Annotated in this window: 19 protein-coding genes; 9 read left to right on the top strand and 10 right to left on the bottom strand. The window is 71.5% G+C overall.

Annotation, left to right across the window (positions count from 1 at the left end):
* Positions 1-68: 68 nt before the first annotated feature.
* The 4 genes from ACXKZB_RS02325 to ACXKZB_RS02310 all read right to left on the bottom strand — a co-directional run bounded on the left by ACXKZB_RS02325 (position 69) and on the right by ACXKZB_RS02310 (position 4850).
* Positions 69-332, bottom strand: a complete 264-nt coding sequence (locus ACXKZB_RS02325) for a hypothetical protein (protein WP_488824550.1) — start codon at positions 330-332, stop codon at positions 69-71.
* A complete protein-coding gene (locus ACXKZB_RS02320; protein WP_456796286.1) occupies positions 329-988 on the bottom strand; it encodes a DUF308 domain-containing protein in 660 nt (219 codons plus the stop codon). Before ACXKZB_RS02320 ends, ACXKZB_RS02325 begins: the two co-directional genes overlap by 4 nt.
* Before the next feature lie 146 nt (positions 989-1134).
* Entirely contained in the window at positions 1135-3084 is a 1950-nt protein-coding gene (locus tag ACXKZB_RS02315; protein WP_488824549.1) for a hypothetical protein, read from the bottom strand.
* A gap of 110 nt (positions 3085-3194) precedes the next feature.
* The gene (locus ACXKZB_RS02310; protein WP_488824548.1) at positions 3195-4850 is read right to left on the bottom strand and encodes a glycoside hydrolase family 13 protein; all 1656 of its coding nucleotides are present in this window, start codon (positions 4848-4850) and stop codon (positions 3195-3197) included.
* A gap of 146 nt (positions 4851-4996) precedes the next feature.
* Here ACXKZB_RS02310 and ACXKZB_RS02305 point away from each other — a divergent pair, with 146 nt between their 5' ends.
* From ACXKZB_RS02305 to ACXKZB_RS02285, 5 genes are all read left to right on the top strand, one after another.
* Entirely contained in the window at positions 4997-5554 is a 558-nt protein-coding gene (locus ACXKZB_RS02305; protein ID WP_123310704.1) for an NADPH-dependent FMN reductase, read from the top strand.
* 88 nt (positions 5555-5642) lie between these two features.
* Positions 5643-6155, top strand: coding sequence for a MarR family winged helix-turn-helix transcriptional regulator (locus ACXKZB_RS02300; protein WP_222659294.1), 513 nt, complete (start codon positions 5643-5645; stop codon positions 6153-6155).
* Between the two features lie 100 nt (positions 6156-6255).
* Entirely contained in the window at positions 6256-6762 is a 507-nt protein-coding gene (locus ACXKZB_RS02295; protein ID WP_111086918.1) for a Dps family protein, read from the top strand.
* 8 nt (positions 6763-6770) lie between these two features.
* Positions 6771-7571 carry an SDR family NAD(P)-dependent oxidoreductase gene (locus tag ACXKZB_RS02290; RefSeq protein WP_123310708.1) on the top strand — a complete coding sequence of 267 codons (801 nt, stop codon included), beginning with the start codon at positions 6771-6773 and terminating at the stop codon, positions 7569-7571.
* A 13-nt stretch (positions 7572-7584) separates the two neighbouring features.
* Entirely contained in the window at positions 7585-8778 is a 1194-nt protein-coding gene (locus tag ACXKZB_RS02285) for an NAD(P)/FAD-dependent oxidoreductase (protein WP_488824547.1), read from the top strand.
* A gap of 99 nt (positions 8779-8877) precedes the next feature.
* Here the strand turns inward: ACXKZB_RS02285 and ACXKZB_RS02280 are convergent, their stop codons facing one another.
* From ACXKZB_RS02280 to ACXKZB_RS02260, 5 genes are all read right to left on the bottom strand, one after another.
* The gene (locus ACXKZB_RS02280; RefSeq protein ID WP_488824546.1) at positions 8878-9957 is read right to left on the bottom strand and encodes an alpha/beta fold hydrolase; all 1080 of its coding nucleotides are present in this window, start codon (positions 9955-9957) and stop codon (positions 8878-8880) included.
* Between the two features lie 71 nt (positions 9958-10028).
* The gene (locus ACXKZB_RS02275) at positions 10029-10904 is read right to left on the bottom strand and encodes an SMP-30/gluconolactonase/LRE family protein (RefSeq protein WP_488824545.1); all 876 of its coding nucleotides are present in this window, start codon (positions 10902-10904) and stop codon (positions 10029-10031) included.
* 61 nt (positions 10905-10965) lie between these two features.
* Positions 10966-11799: a DUF1206 domain-containing protein gene (locus ACXKZB_RS02270; RefSeq protein ID WP_488824544.1), complete on the bottom strand. Its 834-nt coding sequence runs from the start codon at positions 11797-11799 to the stop codon at positions 10966-10968.
* A 126-nt stretch (positions 11800-11925) separates the two neighbouring features.
* A complete protein-coding gene (locus tag ACXKZB_RS02265) occupies positions 11926-13092 on the bottom strand; it encodes an RtcB family protein (protein ID WP_488824543.1) in 1167 nt (388 codons plus the stop codon).
* Between the two features lie 424 nt (positions 13093-13516).
* Entirely contained in the window at positions 13517-13990 is a 474-nt protein-coding gene (locus ACXKZB_RS02260; RefSeq protein WP_488824542.1) for a MarR family winged helix-turn-helix transcriptional regulator, read from the bottom strand.
* A gap of 64 nt (positions 13991-14054) precedes the next feature.
* Between ACXKZB_RS02260 and ACXKZB_RS02255 the strand changes: the two genes are divergently transcribed.
* The 4 genes from ACXKZB_RS02255 (at position 14055) to ACXKZB_RS02240 (ending at position 17930) form a co-directional block, all read left to right on the top strand.
* Positions 14055-14582 (top strand): phenolic acid decarboxylase, encoded by a 528-nt coding sequence (locus ACXKZB_RS02255; RefSeq protein WP_261784047.1) that lies wholly within the window; start codon positions 14055-14057, stop codon positions 14580-14582.
* The gene (locus tag ACXKZB_RS02250; protein ID WP_488824541.1) at positions 14582-15382 is read left to right on the top strand and encodes an alpha/beta hydrolase; all 801 of its coding nucleotides are present in this window, start codon (positions 14582-14584) and stop codon (positions 15380-15382) included. Before ACXKZB_RS02255 ends, ACXKZB_RS02250 begins: the two co-directional genes overlap by 1 nt.
* Positions 15383-15484: 102 nt before the next feature.
* Complete coding sequence (locus tag ACXKZB_RS02245; protein ID WP_488824540.1) at positions 15485-17314, top strand: glycoside hydrolase family 15 protein; 1830 nt, start codon at positions 15485-15487, stop codon at positions 17312-17314.
* Between the two features lie 13 nt (positions 17315-17327).
* Positions 17328-17930 carry a DnaJ family domain-containing protein gene (locus tag ACXKZB_RS02240; protein WP_488824539.1) on the top strand — a complete coding sequence of 201 codons (603 nt, stop codon included), beginning with the start codon at positions 17328-17330 and terminating at the stop codon, positions 17928-17930.
* 59 nt (positions 17931-17989) lie between these two features.
* On the opposite strand, the gene ACXKZB_RS02235 is transcribed toward ACXKZB_RS02240, so the two are convergent.
* Positions 17990-18670 (bottom strand): hypothetical protein, encoded by a 681-nt coding sequence (locus tag ACXKZB_RS02235; RefSeq protein ID WP_488824538.1) that lies wholly within the window; start codon positions 18668-18670, stop codon positions 17990-17992.
* Between the last annotated feature and the right edge of the window lie 20 nt (positions 18671-18690).

Here is an 18690-nt window from a genome sequence, read left to right as displayed (position 1 = left end):
GGACCGTGGCGGAAACGTGATCCCGGGCGTGTCCGGCCAGCGATCCGCGCGACGGCGCCCGCCGTGGATCAGTGGAAGTCGTCGCCCTCGCCCTCGCCGGGCGCCTTGTGCCCGCCGAGCATGTCGTTGTCGTCCTGGTCGCTCGTCGACGCGAGCTGGAGCATCGCGAGCACGACGACCACCACGATGAACGCGATGCCGAGGAAGATCACGGCCAACTGCAGTTCCCGCGTCGAGAACAGCACGACGAGCCCGGTGAACACCGCGATGATCGCGGAGATCCCGAGGAGCTCGATCGGGCGCAGACGGTCACGACGGCTGGGGGTGGTCATGCGTGTGGTGCTCCGTCCGGGGCGACGGCCGGCGTGGCCGTGCCCCACTTGTGCGAGAGGCCGGCGATCACGTGGAAGACCGCCGTGATGGCGAGGTAGGCGCCGAGCAGGCCGACCAGGACGATCGAGGCGTCGAGGGTGCCGGTGACCTGTTCCACGCCACCGAGCTGCTGCGAGTAGTCCGGCGGGGTGACGAGGAACGCGACGGCGAGCAGCAGGGTGAGCGCACCGATCGTGGTCCAGTCGCGCGCGAAGGGGGAACGTCGACGGGCACGCAGCCCCTGTGCCAGCTCGAGCGCCCCGGTCAGCACGGCGAAGGCGACGATGATCGAGATGAACGCCGGCAGCCCGAGGCCGTTGCCGGCGAAGCCCGCCACCGCGGCGAGCAGGGTGATGACCGCCTGCAGCAGTGTCGTGCGGCGTGACCGTCCGTCGAGCGGGAGACGCGCGACGCCGGCCCACAGGAGCACGAGACCCTCGACCAGCGCGAAGCCGGCGAACAGCAGGAGACCGTAGCCGGCGGCGTGGTTCGTCGAGAAGGTGATGACGAGCGCGACGACCGCGGCGGGGACGGCCCGGAGGATCGGGATCGGCCAGTACCGCGCGCGTTGGGTCGCCTCGTTCACGGTGGTGGCGTCGTCCACGGTGTCGGACACGGGACCTCTTTCAGGCATGCGGATCGTGAGATCGATCCTACCGCCGCGGTGGGAGCCGACCGACCGCCGTGGGTCCGGCAGCACTGAGGATGCTCGAATGCCCGGTCGGGGCGGCGTCGGCCGAGCGACGCCACCCCACCGCCGGGTCAGGCGCGCCGCTGGTCGTCCGACACCGCCGACCGCCGTGCGCGCCGACGAGCGAGCCACCAGCAGGTCGACCCGGCCGCCACGACCACCCCGGCGAGCGCGGCGAGCAGCCCGAGGTCCTCGGCACCGGTGTAGGCGAGGGCACCCTGCACGGCCTGCGGCCCGGCGTCGGGAGCGGGTCCACGGGCGTCCCGGTCACCGTCGTCACCGCGGGGAGCATCCGGCACCGACGCCTCGAGGTCGTCGTCGGGACCGGGTGCCGGAGAGGCGGACGGGCTCGGCGCCGGGCTGTCGTCGCCCTGCTCCACGAGGATCGCGACCTCCGTCGACGGGTCGCCGCCGTCCGGGTCCGTCGGGGAGGTCGCCGTGGCCACGTTCACCACGTCGGACCCGTCCCCCTGGTAGTCCGGATCGAGCACGGCACGGAGCCGGAAGTCGTGGGTCTCCCCCACCGCGAGTGCGACCTCGGACCGGCAGGTCACCCGCTGCCCCTCGGCGGTGCAGCCGTCGTCGGACCCGACGAACCGCATCGCCGCGGGCAGGTCGTCCACCGCTCCGACCTGCTGGGCGACCGAGGGCCCACGGTTCCGTGCGGTCACGGTGTACTCGACCTCGTCACCGGGCGCGACGGTGGACGGCGACACCGTCTTGTCCGTCTCGACGTGGGCGGCCGCGGCGACCGTGGTGCTCGCTCGCGAGGTGTTGTCCGACTCGTCCGTGTCGGACAGCGACGTCGGTGGCGCGATGGTCGCGACGCTCTCGAGCGGCCCCTCGACCCCGTCGGCGATCCGTCCCTCGATCGTCACCACCGCGGACCCGCCGCGGGGCAGGTCCAGGTCGGTCCCCACGTCGCCCTGCCCGGATGCGGTGGCGCAACCGGAGCCCGACGCCGGTTCGCACGTCCACCTGACGTCCTGGATGCCGTCGGGGACGTCCACCTGCAGTGGGCTGGGGTCGGCGGCGTTCGGTCCGGGGTTCCGCGCCGTGACGGTGTAGCGGACGGGTGCCCCGGCGACCGCGGTGGCGGGCAGGTCGTGCTCGACGGACAGGTCGGCGGGCTTCCACACCCTGAGGGCGTCGACCTCGTGGTTGTCCACGTGACTGCCCGTCGCGCCGGCGAACCCGAGGCGGAGGGTGGCCGGCAGCGGCGTCTGGTCGTCCCCGTGCAGGGGGACGGCGTCGAGCACGGTGCGCATCGTCGAGCCCACCTGCAGCCTGACGGTCATCGAGAGTTCGCCGGCGTCGCCCGGCAGCAGCGTGATGCGGACCTTCCGCGGCGTCGATCCGTTCGTCACCGTGCCGCCGGGAGCGGGAGCCCCGGCGACGTACCGGTAGCCCTCGATCCCGTTGCCGGACCCGCGCACGACGACGTGGTCCGGCTGGGCTCCCGGCCCGGACGCGTTGATGCGCGACGAGAAGTTGCCGTAGTGGTCGATCGCGATCCCGGCGAACCCACCAGGGACACCGGGCAGGTCGCACAGTCGCCCACCGCCCTCGGTGGACTCCTTGCGGCAGGCGTACCCGAGCCCGGCGCCGAACGACCCCACGCCCTGCGCAGCCGCGCCGTCGGCGAGGTACAGGAGCAGGCCGTCGGCCCCGGGGTCGTCCTTCGCGGTGTGCATCGCGTAGGTGAACTCGATCTCGAGTCCGGTGTCAGAGGGGAAGGTGTCGTTCGTCGACCAGGCGCCGGCCTGGTTGCGGATGTCCTCGGTCAGGCGCAGCCGTCCGCCGGCGACGGTGGCGTCACCGTGCAGGGCTCCGCCGGACGCGCTCGAGAACTGGTTGACGTACGGGAAGTCGAGTGCCGCCGCGCTCGACCCCGCTGGCAGGATCGTCGGCGCCGCGAGGACGGCGAGCGCGGTCAGTGCGGTGCACGCCGCTGCGAGGCGACGGGCCGCCCGCGGCCGGGACGGACGTGGGACGGGTGCTGGAGCAGTGGGTTCTGTCATGCCCCGATCGTCGCGATCCGGACGTCACCGGACGGCGGGCAGGAGCCGATCTGTGGAACGCCGCCACGGGCCTCCTGGCTGTGGAGGAAGGACCACCGGAGCCGGACTGCTCAGGCCAGCCACACCGTCGTCTCGCCCGGCAGGACGCTCGGCAGGACACCGGCCGCGTCACCGAGCGGACCGGACGCGACCACGACCTCCCCCGACGGCATCGGCACCGGTGTCGACCCGAGGTTCGTGACCGACCGCCACCCGTCGTGCCGGGCGAAGGCCACGACGCCCTCGCCGGACTCCAGCCAGGTGAGCTCCTCGCCCCGCTGCAACCGTCGCCGAGCCGCGAGCGCTGCGCGGTACAGGGTCAGGGTCGACGACGGGTCGCCGTCCTCCGCCTCGACCGACGACGCTCCGAAGTCGGCGGGCTGCGGCAGCAGCGGCGCGACGTCGCCGAAGCCGAACGACGGCCCGGAGGTCGTCCACGGGATCGGCACACGGCACCCGTCCCGGCCCTTCACGGTGTGTCCGGAGCGCAGCCACTTCGGGTCCTGCAGCCGGTCGCGCGGGATGGCGGCGGCTTCGTGCAGCCCGAGCTCCTCACCCTGGTAGACGTAGGACGACCCGGGAAGGGCGAGCATCAGCAGGGTCGCGGCGCGGGCTCGGCGCAGTCCCCGCTCCCGGTCGAGCTCCGGCGTGGTCCCGTCCGTCAGCAGCCACGCATCGGTGTCGGTGCCGTCCGGCAGGCCGTAGCGGCTGGCGTGCCGCACGACGTCGTGGTTCGACAGCACCCAGGTGCTCGAGGCGCCGGACTGTTCGGACGCCGCCAGGTTCCGCTCGATGATGCTCCGGAAGTCGGGTGCCTCGAACGGCGCCTCGAGCAGGTCGAAGTTGAACGCCTGTCCGAGTTCGGTGGGCCGGGCGTACAGGACGCGTCGCGGTGCGGGCGCCCAGGCCTCGGCGACCGCGGCCCGGGGCGGGTCGTACTCGTCGAGCACGGTGCGCCAGGACGCGAAGATCTCGTGCACCTCGTCGCGGTCGTACAGCGGGTCGGAGCCGTCGAGCGGCAGCGCGTGCTCGTTCGATGCGCGGTACGGCGTCGACAGGTCCTTCGCCAGGCCGTGTGCGACGTCGACCCGGAACCCGTCGACCCCGCGGTCCGACCAGAAGCGCAGCGTGTCCTCGAAGTCGGCGCGGACCTCGGGGTTCGACCAGTCCAGGTCGGGCTGCTCGGGCGCGAAGAGGTGCAGGTACCACTGGCCGTCGGGGACCCTCGTCCAGGCGCTCCCGCCGAAGTTCGACACCCAGTCGCTCGGCGGCAGCGCTCCGGAGGGACCGCTCCCGTCGCGGAACACGTACCGCGCCCGTTCCGCCGACCCCGGCGCGGAGGCGAGTGCCGCCCGGAACCACTCGTGCTCGTCCGAGGTGTGGTTCGGCACGACGTCCACGATCACCCGGAGGTCGTGCTCGTGCGCTGACCGGAGCAGGGCGTCCAGGTCGTCGAGCGATCCGAGTCGCGGGTCGACCGCCCGGTAGTCGGCCACGTCGTACCCGCCGTCGGCGAGGGGCGACGGGAAGAACGGGGAGAGCCAGAGGGCATCGACACCGAGGGACGCCAGGTACGGCACACGGCTCGTGATGCCCGCGACGTCACCCAGGCCGTCGGCGTTCGAGTCCGCGAAGCTGCGTGGGTAGACCTGGTAGACGACGGCGTCGCGCCACCAGTCCGGGTTCGTCGTGCGGGGCGTGCTGGCCGGCGTCCGAAGGGTGCTCACGTCGCCACCGTACCCAGCGGAGCGGACACCGGGTACCAGCGGAGCGGACACCGGGCACGGATCGGGAATGGCTGACGACGTGACAGCATTGGTTGTCGCTGACACCTTTCCGCCCCAGTACAACGTCCAGAACGAGAAGGATCACCATGACGAACGTCCTCGCACTCGTCGGCAGCCTGCGCGCCGACTCCATCAACCGCAAGCTCGCCGAGGCCGCGGCCCACCACGCGCCGGAGGGCATCGAGGTCACCACGTTCGACGGCATCGTCGACCTGCCGTTCTACAACGAGGACATCGACGGCGACACCCCGCCCGCCGCGGCCGTCGCCTTCCGTGACGCGATCGCCGCCGCGGACGCCGTCCTGCTCGTCACCCCCGAGTACAACGGCACGATCCCGGCCGTGCTGAAGAACGCCCTCGACTGGGCATCGCGTCCGTTCGGCGCCTCGCCGCTGTCCGGCAAGCCGCTCGCCGCCATCGGTTCGGCGTTCGGCCAGTACGGCGGCGTGTGGGCCCACGACGACGCCCGCAAGGTCGCCGGCATCGCCGGTGCGAAGGTCCTGGAGGACGTCAAGGTCGCGATCCCGCAGTCGGTCGTCCGCTTCGCGGAGACCCACCCGCGCGAGGACGCCGAGGTCACCACGCTCGTCCAGGGCGCACTGACCGCGCTCGCCGACGCGTCGACGGAGCAGGCCGCCGCGTAGCCGACCAGGGTGCGGTCGGCCGTGCTGTCGACCGCACCCACAGGAAGTCGCTAGACAGCCTCCATACGAGACGGACTAGCCTGTGCCAATGGCAACGCAGGAGATCACCGAGGCGTCCGGGTACTGGTTCCCCGACGACGACGCGACCCAGCGCGGGGTCGCCGTGCTCAACGCCCTGCGACGCTACCGTGCCGCAGAGACCGCGATGCGCCGTCGCACCCGCGACTCGATGGGCATGGGCGAGACCGACCTGCTCGCCGTGCGCTTCCTGCTGCAGGCGCAGCGCTCGGGCCGCAGCGTGAGCCCGAAGGACCTCGCCGCCTACCTCAAGATCTCGTCGGCCTCGACCACGATCCTGATCGACCGGCTGGTGAAGTCGAACCACGTGCGCCGCGATCCGCACCCCACCGACCGCCGTGCACTCGTGATCACCCCGACGACCGAGACCGACGACGAGGTCCGCGCGACCCTGGGCATCATGCACCGCCGGATGATGTCCATCGCCGAGGGGCTCCCTGCGTCCGACGCCCGCATCGTCGCGTCGTTCCTCGAGCAGATGCGCGGCGCCGTCGACCAGGTCGACCCGGCCCCCGCGCACTGAGCCGCACCCCGGGGGACAGCGCGGTTCCGTGCGCACTGAGAGTGGACTCGGCCGCGGCGCGTAGACCGGAGTGGTCACCGACGCGAAAGGAGCCACCACCATGCACGCTTCGGACAAGATGGCCAAGAACCTCCAGGCGGTCCTCGTGGACCTCATCGACCTGCACCTCCAGGGCAAGCAGGCCCACTGGAACATCCTCGGCACGAACTTCCGCGACCTGCACCTGCAGCTCGACGAGATCGTCGACGCCGCACGCGAGTTCGCCGACGACACCGCTGAGCGCATGCGCGCCCTGTACGCCGTGCCGGACGGACGCTCGAGCACGGTCGCGGCGTCGAGCCACCTCGACCAGTTCCCCGACGGCGAGATCACGACCCACGACGCCATCGACCAGGTGACGCTCCGCCTCTACCAGGCGACCGGCACCATGCGCGACGTCCACGACGAGGTCGACGAGGAGGACCCGACGACCGCGGACCTGCTCCACGGCTTCATCGAGCGCCTCGAGCAGCTCGCGTGGATGGTCTCCGCCGAGAACCGCGCGCCGAGCACGCCGCTGGCCTCCGCCACGACGCCTGCCGTCGCCGACGCCTCGGCGCACGCCTAGGGGACCGAGTGGACCTCGGCATCCAGGGCAAGACCGCGCTCGTCTTCGGTGCCGACTCCGGCATCGGCTGGAACACGGCTCGCATCCTCCTGGCGGAGGGTGCGACCGTGGTCGTGAGCGACATCGACCAGGCGCAGCTCGACAACAGCGCCGACCAGCTCGAAGCGCCGCTCGGCAAGCTGCACGCGTTCGCGGCGGACGTCACGAGCGCTGCGAGCCTGGCCGACCTGCACGGCAAGGTGCGGGATGCCGTGGGCGCGATCGACATCCTCGTGCAGTCCTCGGGCGTCACCGGCGCCCAGGGGCTGTTCCACGAGATCGACGAGCAGGGCTGGGCCGACACCATCGACGTCGACCTGATGGGTCCCGTCCGCATCACGCGCGAGTTCATCGGCGACCTGCGGCAGGGCGGTTGGGGCCGGATCGTGTACCTGGTGTCCGAGGACGCCTCGCAGCCCTACGACGACGAACTGCCCTACTGCGCCGCGAAGGCCGGGGTCCTGTCGTTCGCGAAGGGCCTGTCCCGCACCTACGCGCGGGAGGGCGTGCTCGTGAACACCGTCAGCCCAGCGTTCATCCACACGCCCATGACGGACGCGATGATGAACAAGCGTGCCAAGGAGACGAACCAGAGCTTCGACGACGCGATCACCAGCTTCCTCGACGAGGAGCGCCCCTACATGGAGCTGAAGCGCCGCGGCGAGCCGGAAGAGGTCGCGAACGTCATCGCGTTCCTCTGCTCCGACCTCGCCAGCTTCGTGAACGGCTCCAACTACCGGGTCGACTCCGGCTCGGTCGCCACGATCTGACCCGGGAGGCACCGTGACCGACTACCGATACCTCATCATCGGCGGCGGGATGGTCGCCGACGCCGCCGCCCGCGGTGTCCGCGAGCTCGACGCCGACGGCACGATCGGCATCCTCAGCGAGGACGTCGACCGGCCCTACGCCCGCCCGGCCCTGTCGAAGAAGCTGTGGACCGATCCGGACTTCAGCTGGGACGAGAAGGTCGACCTGCACACCGAGGAGACGGGGGCGTCCTTCGTCCTCGGCACCGCGGTGACGGGGATCGACCGTGCCGCGAAGACCGTGACCACGGACGACGGTCAGACCCACGGGTACGAGCGTCTGCTCATCGCCACGGGCGGCAAGCCCCGTGGCCTGCCCGGTCTTGCACCCTCGGACCGTGTGCTCGACTACCGCAGCGCCGACGACTACCGGAAGCTCCGCGAGCTCGCCGACACCGGGGCGCACGTGGTCGTGGTGGGCGGCGGCTACATCGGCCAGGAGATCACCGCCGGGGTCGTGCAGAACGGCGCCCGCGTCACCCTGGTCGACCCGGACGAGGTCGTGGGCGGACGGATGTTCCCGGACGACCTCGCGCGCGCCTTCCAGCAGCGCTTCGTCGACGCCGGCGTCGACCTGCGACTCGGCCGCCGGGTCGAGTCCGGCACGCAGACGGCCGACGGGGTCACGCTCACCCTCGACGACGGTTCCGTCCTCGAGGCGGATGCGGTCGTCGCCGGACTCGGCATCGAGCCCGCCACGCAGCTCGCCGCCGACGCCGGCCTGACCGTGCGCGACGGCATCGTGGTCTCGTCGACGCTGCTGACCGACGACGACTCGGTCTTCGCGGCCGGTGACGTCGCCGAGTACCCGGACCGGATCCTCGGGACCCGACGGGTCGAGCACGTCGACAACGCGCAGCAGCAGGGTCGGCAAGCCGGCCGGAACCTCGCGGACGCCGACGAGACCTACGACCACACGCCGATGTTCTACTCCGACGTCTTCGACATGGGGTACGAGGCGGTGGGGCAGGTCTCCACCAAGCTCCGCACCGTCGAGGACTGGCAGGACCCCACGGTCACCGGCGTCGTCTACTACCTGGACGACGACGACCTGGTGCGCGGCGTGCTGCTGTGGAACGTCTGGGACAAGACCGACGAGGCCCGCAAGGTCCTCGCCGAGGCCCACGCGCTGACGCCCGACATGCTGCCGGGCCGCATCACGGCCTGACCGGCGCGCTGGTCGCCGTGGACGCGACCGACGGGAGGCCCGATGCCGGTTCGCGGAACCGGCACCGGGCCTCCCGTGCGCCCCGTGCAGTGCCCGGCGTCAGCGGGTCGTGTCGGCTTCGGGCGCGACCGCGTCGACGACCGCCTTGCGGTCGGCGGGGTCGACCGGCAGGTCGTCACCGTCTGCCATGGCGACCGCGTGGGCGGACTTGGCCGCCTCGAGCGTCTCGTCGTCGTTCTTCGCCATGCCGACCAGCTCGACGAAGCGCGACTTGACGAGCATCCACGCCTCGTCCGGGCTGAGCCGTGACAGGTCGGACGCCGTCGAGTCGTCGCGCACGCGCTGCAGCGAACCCACCCCGCGGTCCGGCAGGCGGTGGTCGACGTGCGCGACCGCCAGCCGGGCGACCGCATCGGCCTGGGCGTGCATCACCGAGTGGGCGCCGTCGACGACCTCGCGCAGGACGGCGTAGGGGAACACCCGCGCGAGCCGCCGGATCCAGTCCCGCGGGACCATCGCGTCGTGCTCGCCACGGACGATGAGCGTGCGCGCCTGGACGTGGGCCGCGCGTTCCTCGATCGGGAAGGCGATCATCCGGGGCAGCACCTTCGAGAACCAGTGCCAGCCGCACAGCGCGTACGCCGTGATGCCGTGCCAGCGGACCGCCGAGGGCTCGTGCAGCGTCGACCGCAGGAACCGGAACGCGGACTGCCGGACCGAGCGCGCGTGCGAGTCCACGACGGGGCTGATGAGCACGAGGTCCGAGATCTCCGGGTGACGCGCCGCGACCTCGGTCACGACCTGGGTGCCCATCGAGTGGCCGACCAGGACCGGGTCGACCAGCTCGAGGTCGTCGATGACCTTCTCGACGGCGTCGGCGTACCGCTCGATCGACACCTTCCCCCGGAACCGGGGGACGCCCGCGAAGCCGGGCAGGTCGAGTGCGTGCACCGGGCCGTTCTCGTTGAGGTGCGGGGCGAGTCGCTCGTAGTAGGTGGCCGCGATGCCGAGGCCGGCGACGAGCAGGAACGCCCGCTCCCCCGGCTCCCCGATCGAACTCACGCGGACGTAGGTACCGTCCACGGCGACCCGGTCCACCTCGACGGTGACGTCGGCGTCCTCCGCCTTCGCGAGTTCGCCTCCCGGGTCCGGGGTCGCTGCCGTGCGCTCGTCGTTCACGTGGGTCTCCTCGGGTCGGGCGAGCGCCCACGATACCTGCGGACCCCGACGCTGCGTGCGCTCCCGGCCGGTCAGCCGCTGAAGGTGTTCGCGGGGAACCCGTGCACCCTGGTCGGAACCGCGAGGATCGCCCCCGAGGACGGGTGCTGCTCGAGCTGCTCCTCGGTGAGGTTCTCCCGCGCCGAGGCGACGAACAGCGTCGACATGTCGGGGCCGCCGAAGGCCACCGACGTCACGTTCGGGGTCGGCAGCTCCACGGTCTCGAGGTGCGACCCGTCCGGGCCGTACCGCTCCACCCGGCCGCCGCCGTAGATCGCGCTCCAGGAGCAGCCCTCGTCGTCGCGGACCAGACCGTCGTGCGCGTGGCCGACGACGAACGGTTCGAGCTCGCCGAGTTCGCCGTCAGGACCGTAGGAGCCGCGGTAGATGGTCGACGCACTCGTGTCGGTGACGTACATCACGGTGCCGTCGTCCGACCACTCGAAGCCGTTCGTCACGCCGAAGCCGCCACGGAGCAGCCGCGTCGTGCCGTCGGCCTCGACCGAGTAGAGCGCGCCGTCGGGCTCCCCGGTCGTCAGGTTCATGCTGCCGACCAGGAACCGGCCGAACGGGTCGCACTTGCCCTCGTTGAACCGGAGGCCGGCGGTGGCGTGCTCGACGCGGGTGAGTTCGCGTTCGATCGCCCCGTGCTCGTCGGTCACGACGACGGTGTCGCCGAGGGCCGCGACGAACCCACCGGACGCCCGCGGCTGGAAGCTCGCGAGCGGCGGCGGGAGCGGGACGGTCGACACGACGGTGCCGTCGGCCCGCGCGGTGACGAGGGTGCCGAGGGTGATGTCGGTCCACCGGAGCAGCTGCGCCGACGGGTCCCACACGATGCTCTCGGCGAGGACTGCCCGGGCGTCGGAGAAGACGGTCGCGGGTCCGGTCGTCACGCTGGTGCTCATCGGACCGGTCTACCGGCGTCGGCTCCGTGCTCCCTCAGCCGGACCGAGCTCGCCCGGCACGTCAGAGGCGGGCGTACTTCGCGCGGAAGAAGCTGTAGACGCCGAAGGCGAGGAACCCGATGCCGATCGCGACCAGGACGAACACGCCGCCGGGCATCGAGCGCACCGCGTCGAACGCCGCGTCGAGGCCCGTCGCCTGATCGGGGTCGCTCCGCAGTCCGGCCACGCCGATGAGCACGCCGACGATGGTCACGGCGATGCCCTTGCCGACGTACCCGACGACCCCGAGGACGGTGACGACGCGGTCGAGCTGGCCCGACGGTCGCGTGATCTGCTTGCGGAACGACCGGCGGCAGCCGATCACCACGAGCCCGATGCCGACCGCGACCGCGATCGCGCCGGCGAGGAGCAGCACGAACACCCCGCCGGGCGTCGCGAGGGTCTTCGCCGCGGCACTCTGCGACGAACTGCTGGAACTCGACCCGGCGCCGAGGGCGTACGAGGCCGACGAGTACGCGATGATCCCGTAGACCACGGCCTTCGCGACGTCCTTGAGCCGGGCGAGCCAGCCCCGGGTGGTGTCCGAACGACCGCCGACGATCGCCTCGACGACCAGCCGCACGGTGAGCGCTGCCGTACCGACGGCGATCAGCCAGAGCAGGAACACCCCACCGGGGACCGCGGCGATCTGCTGCAGCGCCCCGGACTGGTCGGTCTCCCCACCGGAGGACGCGTTGCCGATGCCGAGCAGTATCGCCAGGTACCCGATCAGCAGGTGGACGATGCCGCTGCCGACGAAGCCGGCGCGAGCGGTCAGCTCGAACCAGCGACTGTCCGCCGCTCGTCGGACCTGTCGTCCGGTCTGCCGTGCTGCCTGATCTGCTGTGTCACCCATCCGGTCAAGCGTGCCCGACGCGGCCCGGTCTGTCCGGGCCGCGCCGGGCGGTGGGGCGGCCCACCGCCGGACGGGAGGCGCGGGGCGGGCCGCACCCGCGCCTCCCGTTCGACGAGCGCCCGCGTCTCAGTCCCCCTTCACGTTGACGACCTGGCGCAGCGTGTGCCGGATCGACACGAGCTCCGACGCGTCCGCCATGACCTGGTCGATCGGCTTGTACGCCCCGGGGATCTCGTCGAGGAACGCGTCGGTGTCGCGGTACTCGATGCCGACCATCGCCTCGCGCAGCTGCTCGTGGGTGAAGGTCCGCCGGGCCGCGCTCCGCGAGAACAGCCGGCCTGCACCGTGCGGGGACGACTCGAGCGAGGGCTTGTTGCCGAGCCCCTCGACCACGTACGACGCGGTGCCCATCGACCCGGGGATCAGGCCGGGCTGACCGGCCGTCGCCTGGATCGCACCCTTGCGGGACACCCACACGGACTTCCCCCAGTGCGTCTCGCGCTGCGTGAAGTTGTGGTGGCAGTTGATCCGCTCCTGCTCGTCGACGGGGGTGCCGACGACCTCGGACAGCTGCCGCACGACGCGGTCCATCATCTCCTCACGGTTGAGCAGCGCGAAGTGCTGGGCCCACCGCAGCTCGGCGATGTACCGGTCGAACTCCGGCGTGCCCTCGACCAGGTACGCCAGGTCGGGGTCCGCCAGCTGGATCCACCAGCGCTCCATCAGCCGCTTGGCGACCGTGATGTGCCGCTGGGCGATCTTGTTCCCGACGCCCCGCGATCCGGAGTGCAGGAAGAGCCAGACCCGGTCCTCCTCGTCGAGGGAGACCTCGATGAAGTGGTTCCCGGAGCCGAGCGTGCCGAGCTGGTTCCGCCAGCCACCGTGCACCTGCGTGGGGTCGAACCCGGCGGTCTCGGCCATGGCCTCGAGCTCGGCGATCCGCGGCGCGGCGGTCGCGACGATCTTCCGGTTCGACGCACCTGCCGACAGTGGGATCGCGCGCTCGATCTGCTCGCGCAGGCCCTGCAGGTCGGCGGGCAGGTCGGTGGCGGTGAACTGCGTGCGGACCGCGATCATGCCGCAGCCGATGTCCACGCCGACGGCCGCCGGCATGACCGCGCCGAGGGTCGGGATGACGGACCCGACGGTGGCCCCGAGGCCGAGGTGGGCGTCCGGCATCAGGGCCAGGTGCGGGAACACGAACGGCATGCGCGCGGTCGTGCGGGCCTGCTGCTCGGTGTTGTCCTCGAGCATCGAGGCCCAGCTCAGCAGCCGGTCGTTGATCTTCTTCATGGAGTCGTCTCGCTTTCGTGACGGTCGAGGTGACGGTCCGAGACGGTCGTACGCAGGGCCTCCTGGTCGTCGCCGGACGTGGCGGACGGACGGGAGGAAGCGGTGATGACGAACGCCCCGGGCCGGGTGGGCACGCAGGCGTCGTGGGACGTCGCGTGCCTACGCGGGATAGCGGAGGGACCACTGCTGCTCGGGCAGCACGGCGGCCGCGGCGAGCTGGAGCTCGACGCGTTCCTCGTTGTGCTGCACGGCGCGCATGCGCGGTCCTTCCGGTGTGCCCGGGGCGGGCGGTCGCGCCCGTCAGCGATCGCGCTGGCGGGCAGGGGTCGACAGTAGTGCGACACGCCCGGGATGCACAAGCGCGACACGCCCGGGATGCAGATTCCGTGGGGCAACCGTCGCAGGAGACCGCGGGGTGGACCGGTCAGTCAGTGGCGCGCTCGTCGAGTCGGGCACGCAGTCGTCCGAGTGCCGGCATCGCGTCGGCGAGCACCCGCTGGTCACCATCGGAGAGCGCCGTCAACGCATCGACGAGCACCCGCTCGGCGGATGCGTCGTAGTCGGCGAGTCGCCGTGCAGCGAGGTCGGTCAACCCGACCTCGGTGCTCCGGCCGTCACCGCGTGCGAGCCGACGCTCGACCAGGCCGTCTCCCTCCATCGCGGCGACGAGGTTGCTCACCGTCGACCGGGCCAGGCCGAGCGTGCGGCCGAGCGCGGTGGGACTCGACCACCCGTCCTCGTCGAGCCGCCGGAGCACCTCGATCTGCGCGTCCGGGATGTCGGGCAGGGCGACGGAGCGCCGCGCGGTGGTGAGCAGCGTCCGACGGAACGGGCCGATCTCCGCGCTCAACCGTCGGGCCACCCGGCGCAGGTCGGGTTCGTCCGGTCGCTCGTCCACGTTCCCAGGGTAGTCACGGAATATGCGCTTGCAACAAACGTAGTTCGGTAGCAAACTCAACGGCATGCACATCACCACCAACGTCGAGCACCCCGTCCCCGAGCAGGACCTCTCCGGCATCGTCGGCCACCGCTTCGTCTACACGTACGCGAACGGCTGGCAGTACGAGATGTACGTCAAGAACGCGACGACCATCGACTACCGGATCCACTCCGGCATGGTCGGCGGTCGCTGGGTGAAGGACCAGCAGGTGGACCTCGTCGCGCTCACCGCGGGCGTCTACAAGGTGTCCTGGAACGAGCCGACCGGCACCAGCGTCGTCGTCACGGTCGTCCCCGGCGAGCGTGTCCTGCACGGCACGATCTTCTTCCCTCGCTGGGTCGAGGAGGACGGCAGCAAGACGGTGCTGTTCCAGAACGACCACCTCGACCGCATGCGCGAGTACCGGGACCAGGGGCCCACCTACCCGATCTACGTGGTGCCCGAGTTCGCCCACATCACCCTCTTCGAGCACGTCGGCGAGGACGACGAATCCGTCGTCGACACCGCCCCCGGCGACCTCCCCGCCGGCTTCGCGGACCGGACGAACTGATGACCGCGTTCCTCCCGGTCACGCTCGACAACCGCGGACGGACACTCCGCGGTTGGCAGCTCGGGAGCGCCGTGCCCGCTGCTCGTGGCGTCGACGCGGCCACGGCGACAGGCCCCGCGGCGCTGCTCGTCCACGGCTTCGGGAGCACGGACACCGGCGGCCAGCAGCTCTTCGTGCAGACCGCCCGCGCGCTGGCGGAGCGTGGCATCCCCGCCCGGTCCTACAGTCGCCTCGGTCACGGCACCAGCGACGGTGACTTCACCGACATCACCATCGGCGACGAGGTCGACCAGGTCGTCGCGATGATCCGCGCGCTCGCGACGGACGCAGACCGGCCGGTGCACGTCGTGGCGCACAGTCTCGGCGCCGTCGAGTCGGCCCTCGCCGCCGCACGGGTGCCCGAACTCGTCGCGACCCTGACCCTGTGGTCCCCGGCCGGGGTCGTCGTGGACGACATCGCCGAGCACGACGCGATCCAGGGACAGCCGCTGGCGCCCGCCCGGCAGCAGGGCTGGTTCGACTTCGGCGGCATGCCGCTGGGTACCGCGTTCATCGACGAGGTGATGGCCGGACTCGACGTGTACGCCTCGATCGAGCGCTACACGGGACCCGCCCAGGTCCTGCACGGGACCGCAGACCAGATCGTGCCGCTCGACTACGGCCGGCGGTACGGCGACTTGCTCCCCGGCGCGACCTTCACCGCCGTCGACGGCGCGGATCACGGGTGGTCGTCCGTGCCGCTCCGGCGCGTGCTGCTGGACCACCTCGTCGAGTTCGTCGGGGCGACGACCGGGCACTGACGGTCGGCCTGCCGACGTACCGCGCCGGTTCCGCCGCCACGGCGTCCCCGGCGGGGTACGTCCGCCTGATGGTCGCGCCTCGGGCGCGGGCAGGCTGGGTGCATGACGGAGCGCACCGAAGACACCCTCGACGCGGTCGACACCCACGCACGCACCGACGGGTACGCCCCGCTCCGCACCTACGGAGCGATCGGGGACGGCCGGACCGTCGCGCTCATCGCCCGCGACGGGCAGATCGACTGGCTGCCCATCCCCTCGATGGACTCACCGCCCGTGTTCGCGAGCATCCTGGACGCCGAGCACGGCGGCCACGTGGCGCTCCGCCCGGTGGACCGGTCGGCCGAGGTCTCCCGCGAGTACCTGCCGGGGACCAACGTCCTCGTCACCACGTGGACGACCTCGTCCGGTCAGGCCACCGTGACGGACGCGATGGTCACCGGCGTCGCCGGCCGCCTGCCGTGGGCCGAGGTCGCGCGCTGCGTCCAGGGGGTCAGCGGCTCCGTGGAGTTCGAGTGGGCGGTGGTGCCGGGCACCCTGCTGGGCACCGCCGAGCCGAAGCGCCTCGACACCGCGAACGGCGCCGTCATCGGCATCGACGGCATCACGATCGCCATCGTCGAGCAGGGGTTCCACCCGGCGCACGACGACGGCCCGCGCTTCTCCGGTCGGTTCACCGCTGACGAGGGCTCGAAGCACATCCTGACCATCGTCGGCACGCACGACGAGCCGATCTTCATGCCGCGGCCGGAGAGCGCGCTCGCCGCGATGGACCGGACGATCGCCAACTGGGCGACCTGGTCCGAGGAGTTCTCCTACGACGGCCCCTGGGCCGAAGCGGTGCAGCGGAGCGCCCTCGCCCTGAAGCTGCTCATCTTCTCGCCGACCGGCGCGATCGCGGCGGCACCGACCACGAGCCTGCCCGAAGACCAGACGGGTGGCAAGAACTGGGACTACCGCTTCGCCTGGGTGCGCGACCTGTCGTACACCGTGCACGCCCTGACCCGGTTCGGCCTGCGCGAGGAGACCCACGCGGCGGTGTCGTGGGTGATGCGCACGATCGCCGAGCACGACGAGGACATGCCGATCTTCTACGAGCTCGACGGCACGAAGAGCGACGACGTCGAGGAGCGCGACGTCCCCGGGTGGAACGGCATCGGTCCGGTCACGGTGGGCAACCGGGCCGGCGACCAGCTGCAGCTCGGGGTCTGGGGCGACGTGTTCGAGATCCTGCGCCAGTACGTGGCCGCCGGCAACGTCCTCGACCGGAAGACCGCCGCGGTCCTGCAGCAGCTCGCCGACGACGCCTGTCACCGGTGGGAGGAACCGGACTCCGGCATGTGGGAGCTCGAGGACACCCAGCACTACGTCACGAGCAAGATCGGCTGCTGGCAGGCGCTCGACGCCGCCGTGGAACTCCACGACGCCGGCATGATCGACGGTCCGCGTGACAAGTGGATCGAGAACCGCGAACTCATCGAGCAGTGGGTCGCGGAGAACGGGTGGGACGAGGAGCGCGGCCACTACGTGATGTACCCGGGCTCGGATGCGCTCGACACGTCGATCCTGCTGCACGCGATGAGCGCCTTCGACCGCGGCCCGCGCATGGCCTCGACCATCCGGGCGATCGAGGAGCACCTGCAGCGTGGTCCGCTGGTGTACCGCTACTCCGGCATCGAGGACGAGGAATCGCCGTTCGTCGCGTGCTCGTTCTGGCTCGCGGCCGCGATGGCCTGCACCGGCCGGATCGACGACGCGCGGACGCTGATGGACGACATGGTCGGCCAGGCGAACGACGTCGGGCTGTTCAGCGAGATGATCAGCGAGGACGGGGCGTTCATGGGCAACATCCCGCAGGGGCTGTCCCACCTGGCGCTCATCCAGGCAGCGCTGACGATCGAGGAGCTGACTGGCGAGGACGACCACTCGGCGTGATCATGGAGGGGTCATGAACGACGTCGATGCGCGGATGGACCGGCTCAGGAGGGCCGCCCGGTACCGCTACCAGCAGCTGGTCGACAGCGAGATCGAGCGGGGGTCGCTCGATCCGGACGAGGTGCGCGAGGAACGCCGGCTGCTGAAGGCCGCCGACGTCGCAGCGCACGCGCGGGCACAGATCGAGGAGGCCGAGCGCCGAGGCGTCTTCGAGGGCAACCCCTACCACGGCAAGCCGCTGCCCGGGAACGACGGGCAGCACGACCCGGACTGGTGGATCCGCTCCAAGATCGAACGCGAGGACATCCGCGGCATCGCTCCGCCCGCACTCGCGCTCCGCACCGAGGACGCGGAACTCGACGATGCCCTCGATGCGCTGTCCACGGAGGCCGACGTGCGCGATGTCCTCGTGGACTTCAACGCCCGGGTGAAGGAAGCCCGACGCCAACTGCTCGGTGGGCCGCCGGTCGTGACGCCGCTGCGGGACGTCGACGACGAGGTGACCGCGTGGCGGGAGCGACGGGAGGCCCGTCTCGCCGCGGCCGCAGCGGCTGCGGCTGCACTGGCGGCCGGGTCTGACGACCGACCTCGCCGGTGGTGGCACCGCCGTCGCTGAACGTCACGAAGGGCCGTCCCGGTTGTCCGGGGCGGCCCTTCGCGTGGTGGTGCGGGGTGTTACTTGATCTGTGCGGTGATGGTGGCGGTGCCGACGAGGAGGCCGCGCTTGACGGCGTCGGTGCCGAAGGTCTTGTTCAGCAGGCCGGCGGCGTCTTCGGAGACGTGGACGGTGGTGCCGGTCAGGATGGCGTTGTCGCCCTCGAGCTGGAGGGGCTTGAGCGAACCGCCCCAGAGCTCGAACAGGTACGCGTTGGACGCTGCGACCTTGCCGTTGACCAGGACGTCACCGTAGAGCTTGGACGAGCCCGGGTTCACGACGAAGTTCTCGAGCGTGACGGTGGTGTCGCCGGCCTTCAGCGTGAGGCCGGAGTCGTCGTGGTTGAGCAGGCCCTGCACGTAGGGGCGGTAGTTGCCGTCCGGCGACCAGTACGTGACCGACCCGGCGGTGATCGGGAACGACACGGACCCGTCGGCGAGGGTCGCATCACCGGAGACGCCGGGGGTGAGCTTCAGGGCGGTGAGGGCGTCGGTGAAGCCGGAGTCGAGCTTCACGGCGGTGGACCCGCCGAGGACCTCGGGGACCGATGCGACCGGTGCGGGGATCTTCGACTCGGACGACGACACGGTGTGGATCGAGGGGGTGGCGGCCTGGGCGGAGGAGATGCCGAACGCGGCACCGCCGAGGACGAGGGCGCCGGTCGTGGCGAGGGTGATGGAGGTCTTCAGGCTCTTGCGCATGGTGATCGATTCCTTTGCTG

It is taken from the genome of Curtobacterium sp. ABR8 (assembly GCF_057812125.1).
The sequence above is the reverse complement of the archived record's forward strand: the minus strand, read 5'-3'. Positions and strand labels throughout refer to the sequence as shown.

Excerpts from the sequence above, each read along its gene's own strand:
- ACXKZB_RS02325 (WP_488824550.1), bottom strand. The coding sequence starts at position 332 with ATGACCACCCCCAGCCGTCGTGACCGTCTGCGCCCGATCGAGCTCCTC.
- ACXKZB_RS02315 (WP_488824549.1), bottom strand. The coding sequence starts at position 3,084 with ATGACAGAACCCACTGCTCCAGCACCCGTCCCACGTCCGTCCCGGCCG.
- ACXKZB_RS02305 (WP_123310704.1), top strand. The coding sequence starts at position 4,997 with ATGACGAACGTCCTCGCACTCGTCGGCAGCCTGCGCGCCGACTCCATC.
- ACXKZB_RS02300 (WP_222659294.1), top strand. The coding sequence starts at position 5,643 with ATGGCAACGCAGGAGATCACCGAGGCGTCCGGGTACTGGTTCCCCGAC.
- ACXKZB_RS02295 (WP_111086918.1), top strand. The coding sequence starts at position 6,256 with ATGCACGCTTCGGACAAGATGGCCAAGAACCTCCAGGCGGTCCTCGTG.
- ACXKZB_RS02275 (WP_488824545.1), bottom strand. The coding sequence starts at position 10,904 with ATGAGCACCAGCGTGACGACCGGACCCGCGACCGTCTTCTCCGACGCC.
- ACXKZB_RS02270 (WP_488824544.1), bottom strand. The coding sequence starts at position 11,799 with ATGGGTGACACAGCAGATCAGGCAGCACGGCAGACCGGACGACAGGTC.
- ACXKZB_RS02265 (WP_488824543.1), bottom strand. The coding sequence starts at position 13,092 with ATGAAGAAGATCAACGACCGGCTGCTGAGCTGGGCCTCGATGCTCGAG.
- ACXKZB_RS02255 (WP_261784047.1), top strand. The coding sequence starts at position 14,055 with ATGCACATCACCACCAACGTCGAGCACCCCGTCCCCGAGCAGGACCTC.
- ACXKZB_RS02250 (WP_488824541.1), top strand. The coding sequence starts at position 14,582 with ATGACCGCGTTCCTCCCGGTCACGCTCGACAACCGCGGACGGACACTC.
- ACXKZB_RS02245 (WP_488824540.1), top strand. The coding sequence starts at position 15,485 with ATGACGGAGCGCACCGAAGACACCCTCGACGCGGTCGACACCCACGCA.
- ACXKZB_RS02240 (WP_488824539.1), top strand. The coding sequence starts at position 17,328 with ATGAACGACGTCGATGCGCGGATGGACCGGCTCAGGAGGGCCGCCCGG.
- ACXKZB_RS02235 (WP_488824538.1), bottom strand. The coding sequence starts at position 18,670 with ATGCGCAAGAGCCTGAAGACCTCCATCACCCTCGCCACGACCGGCGCC.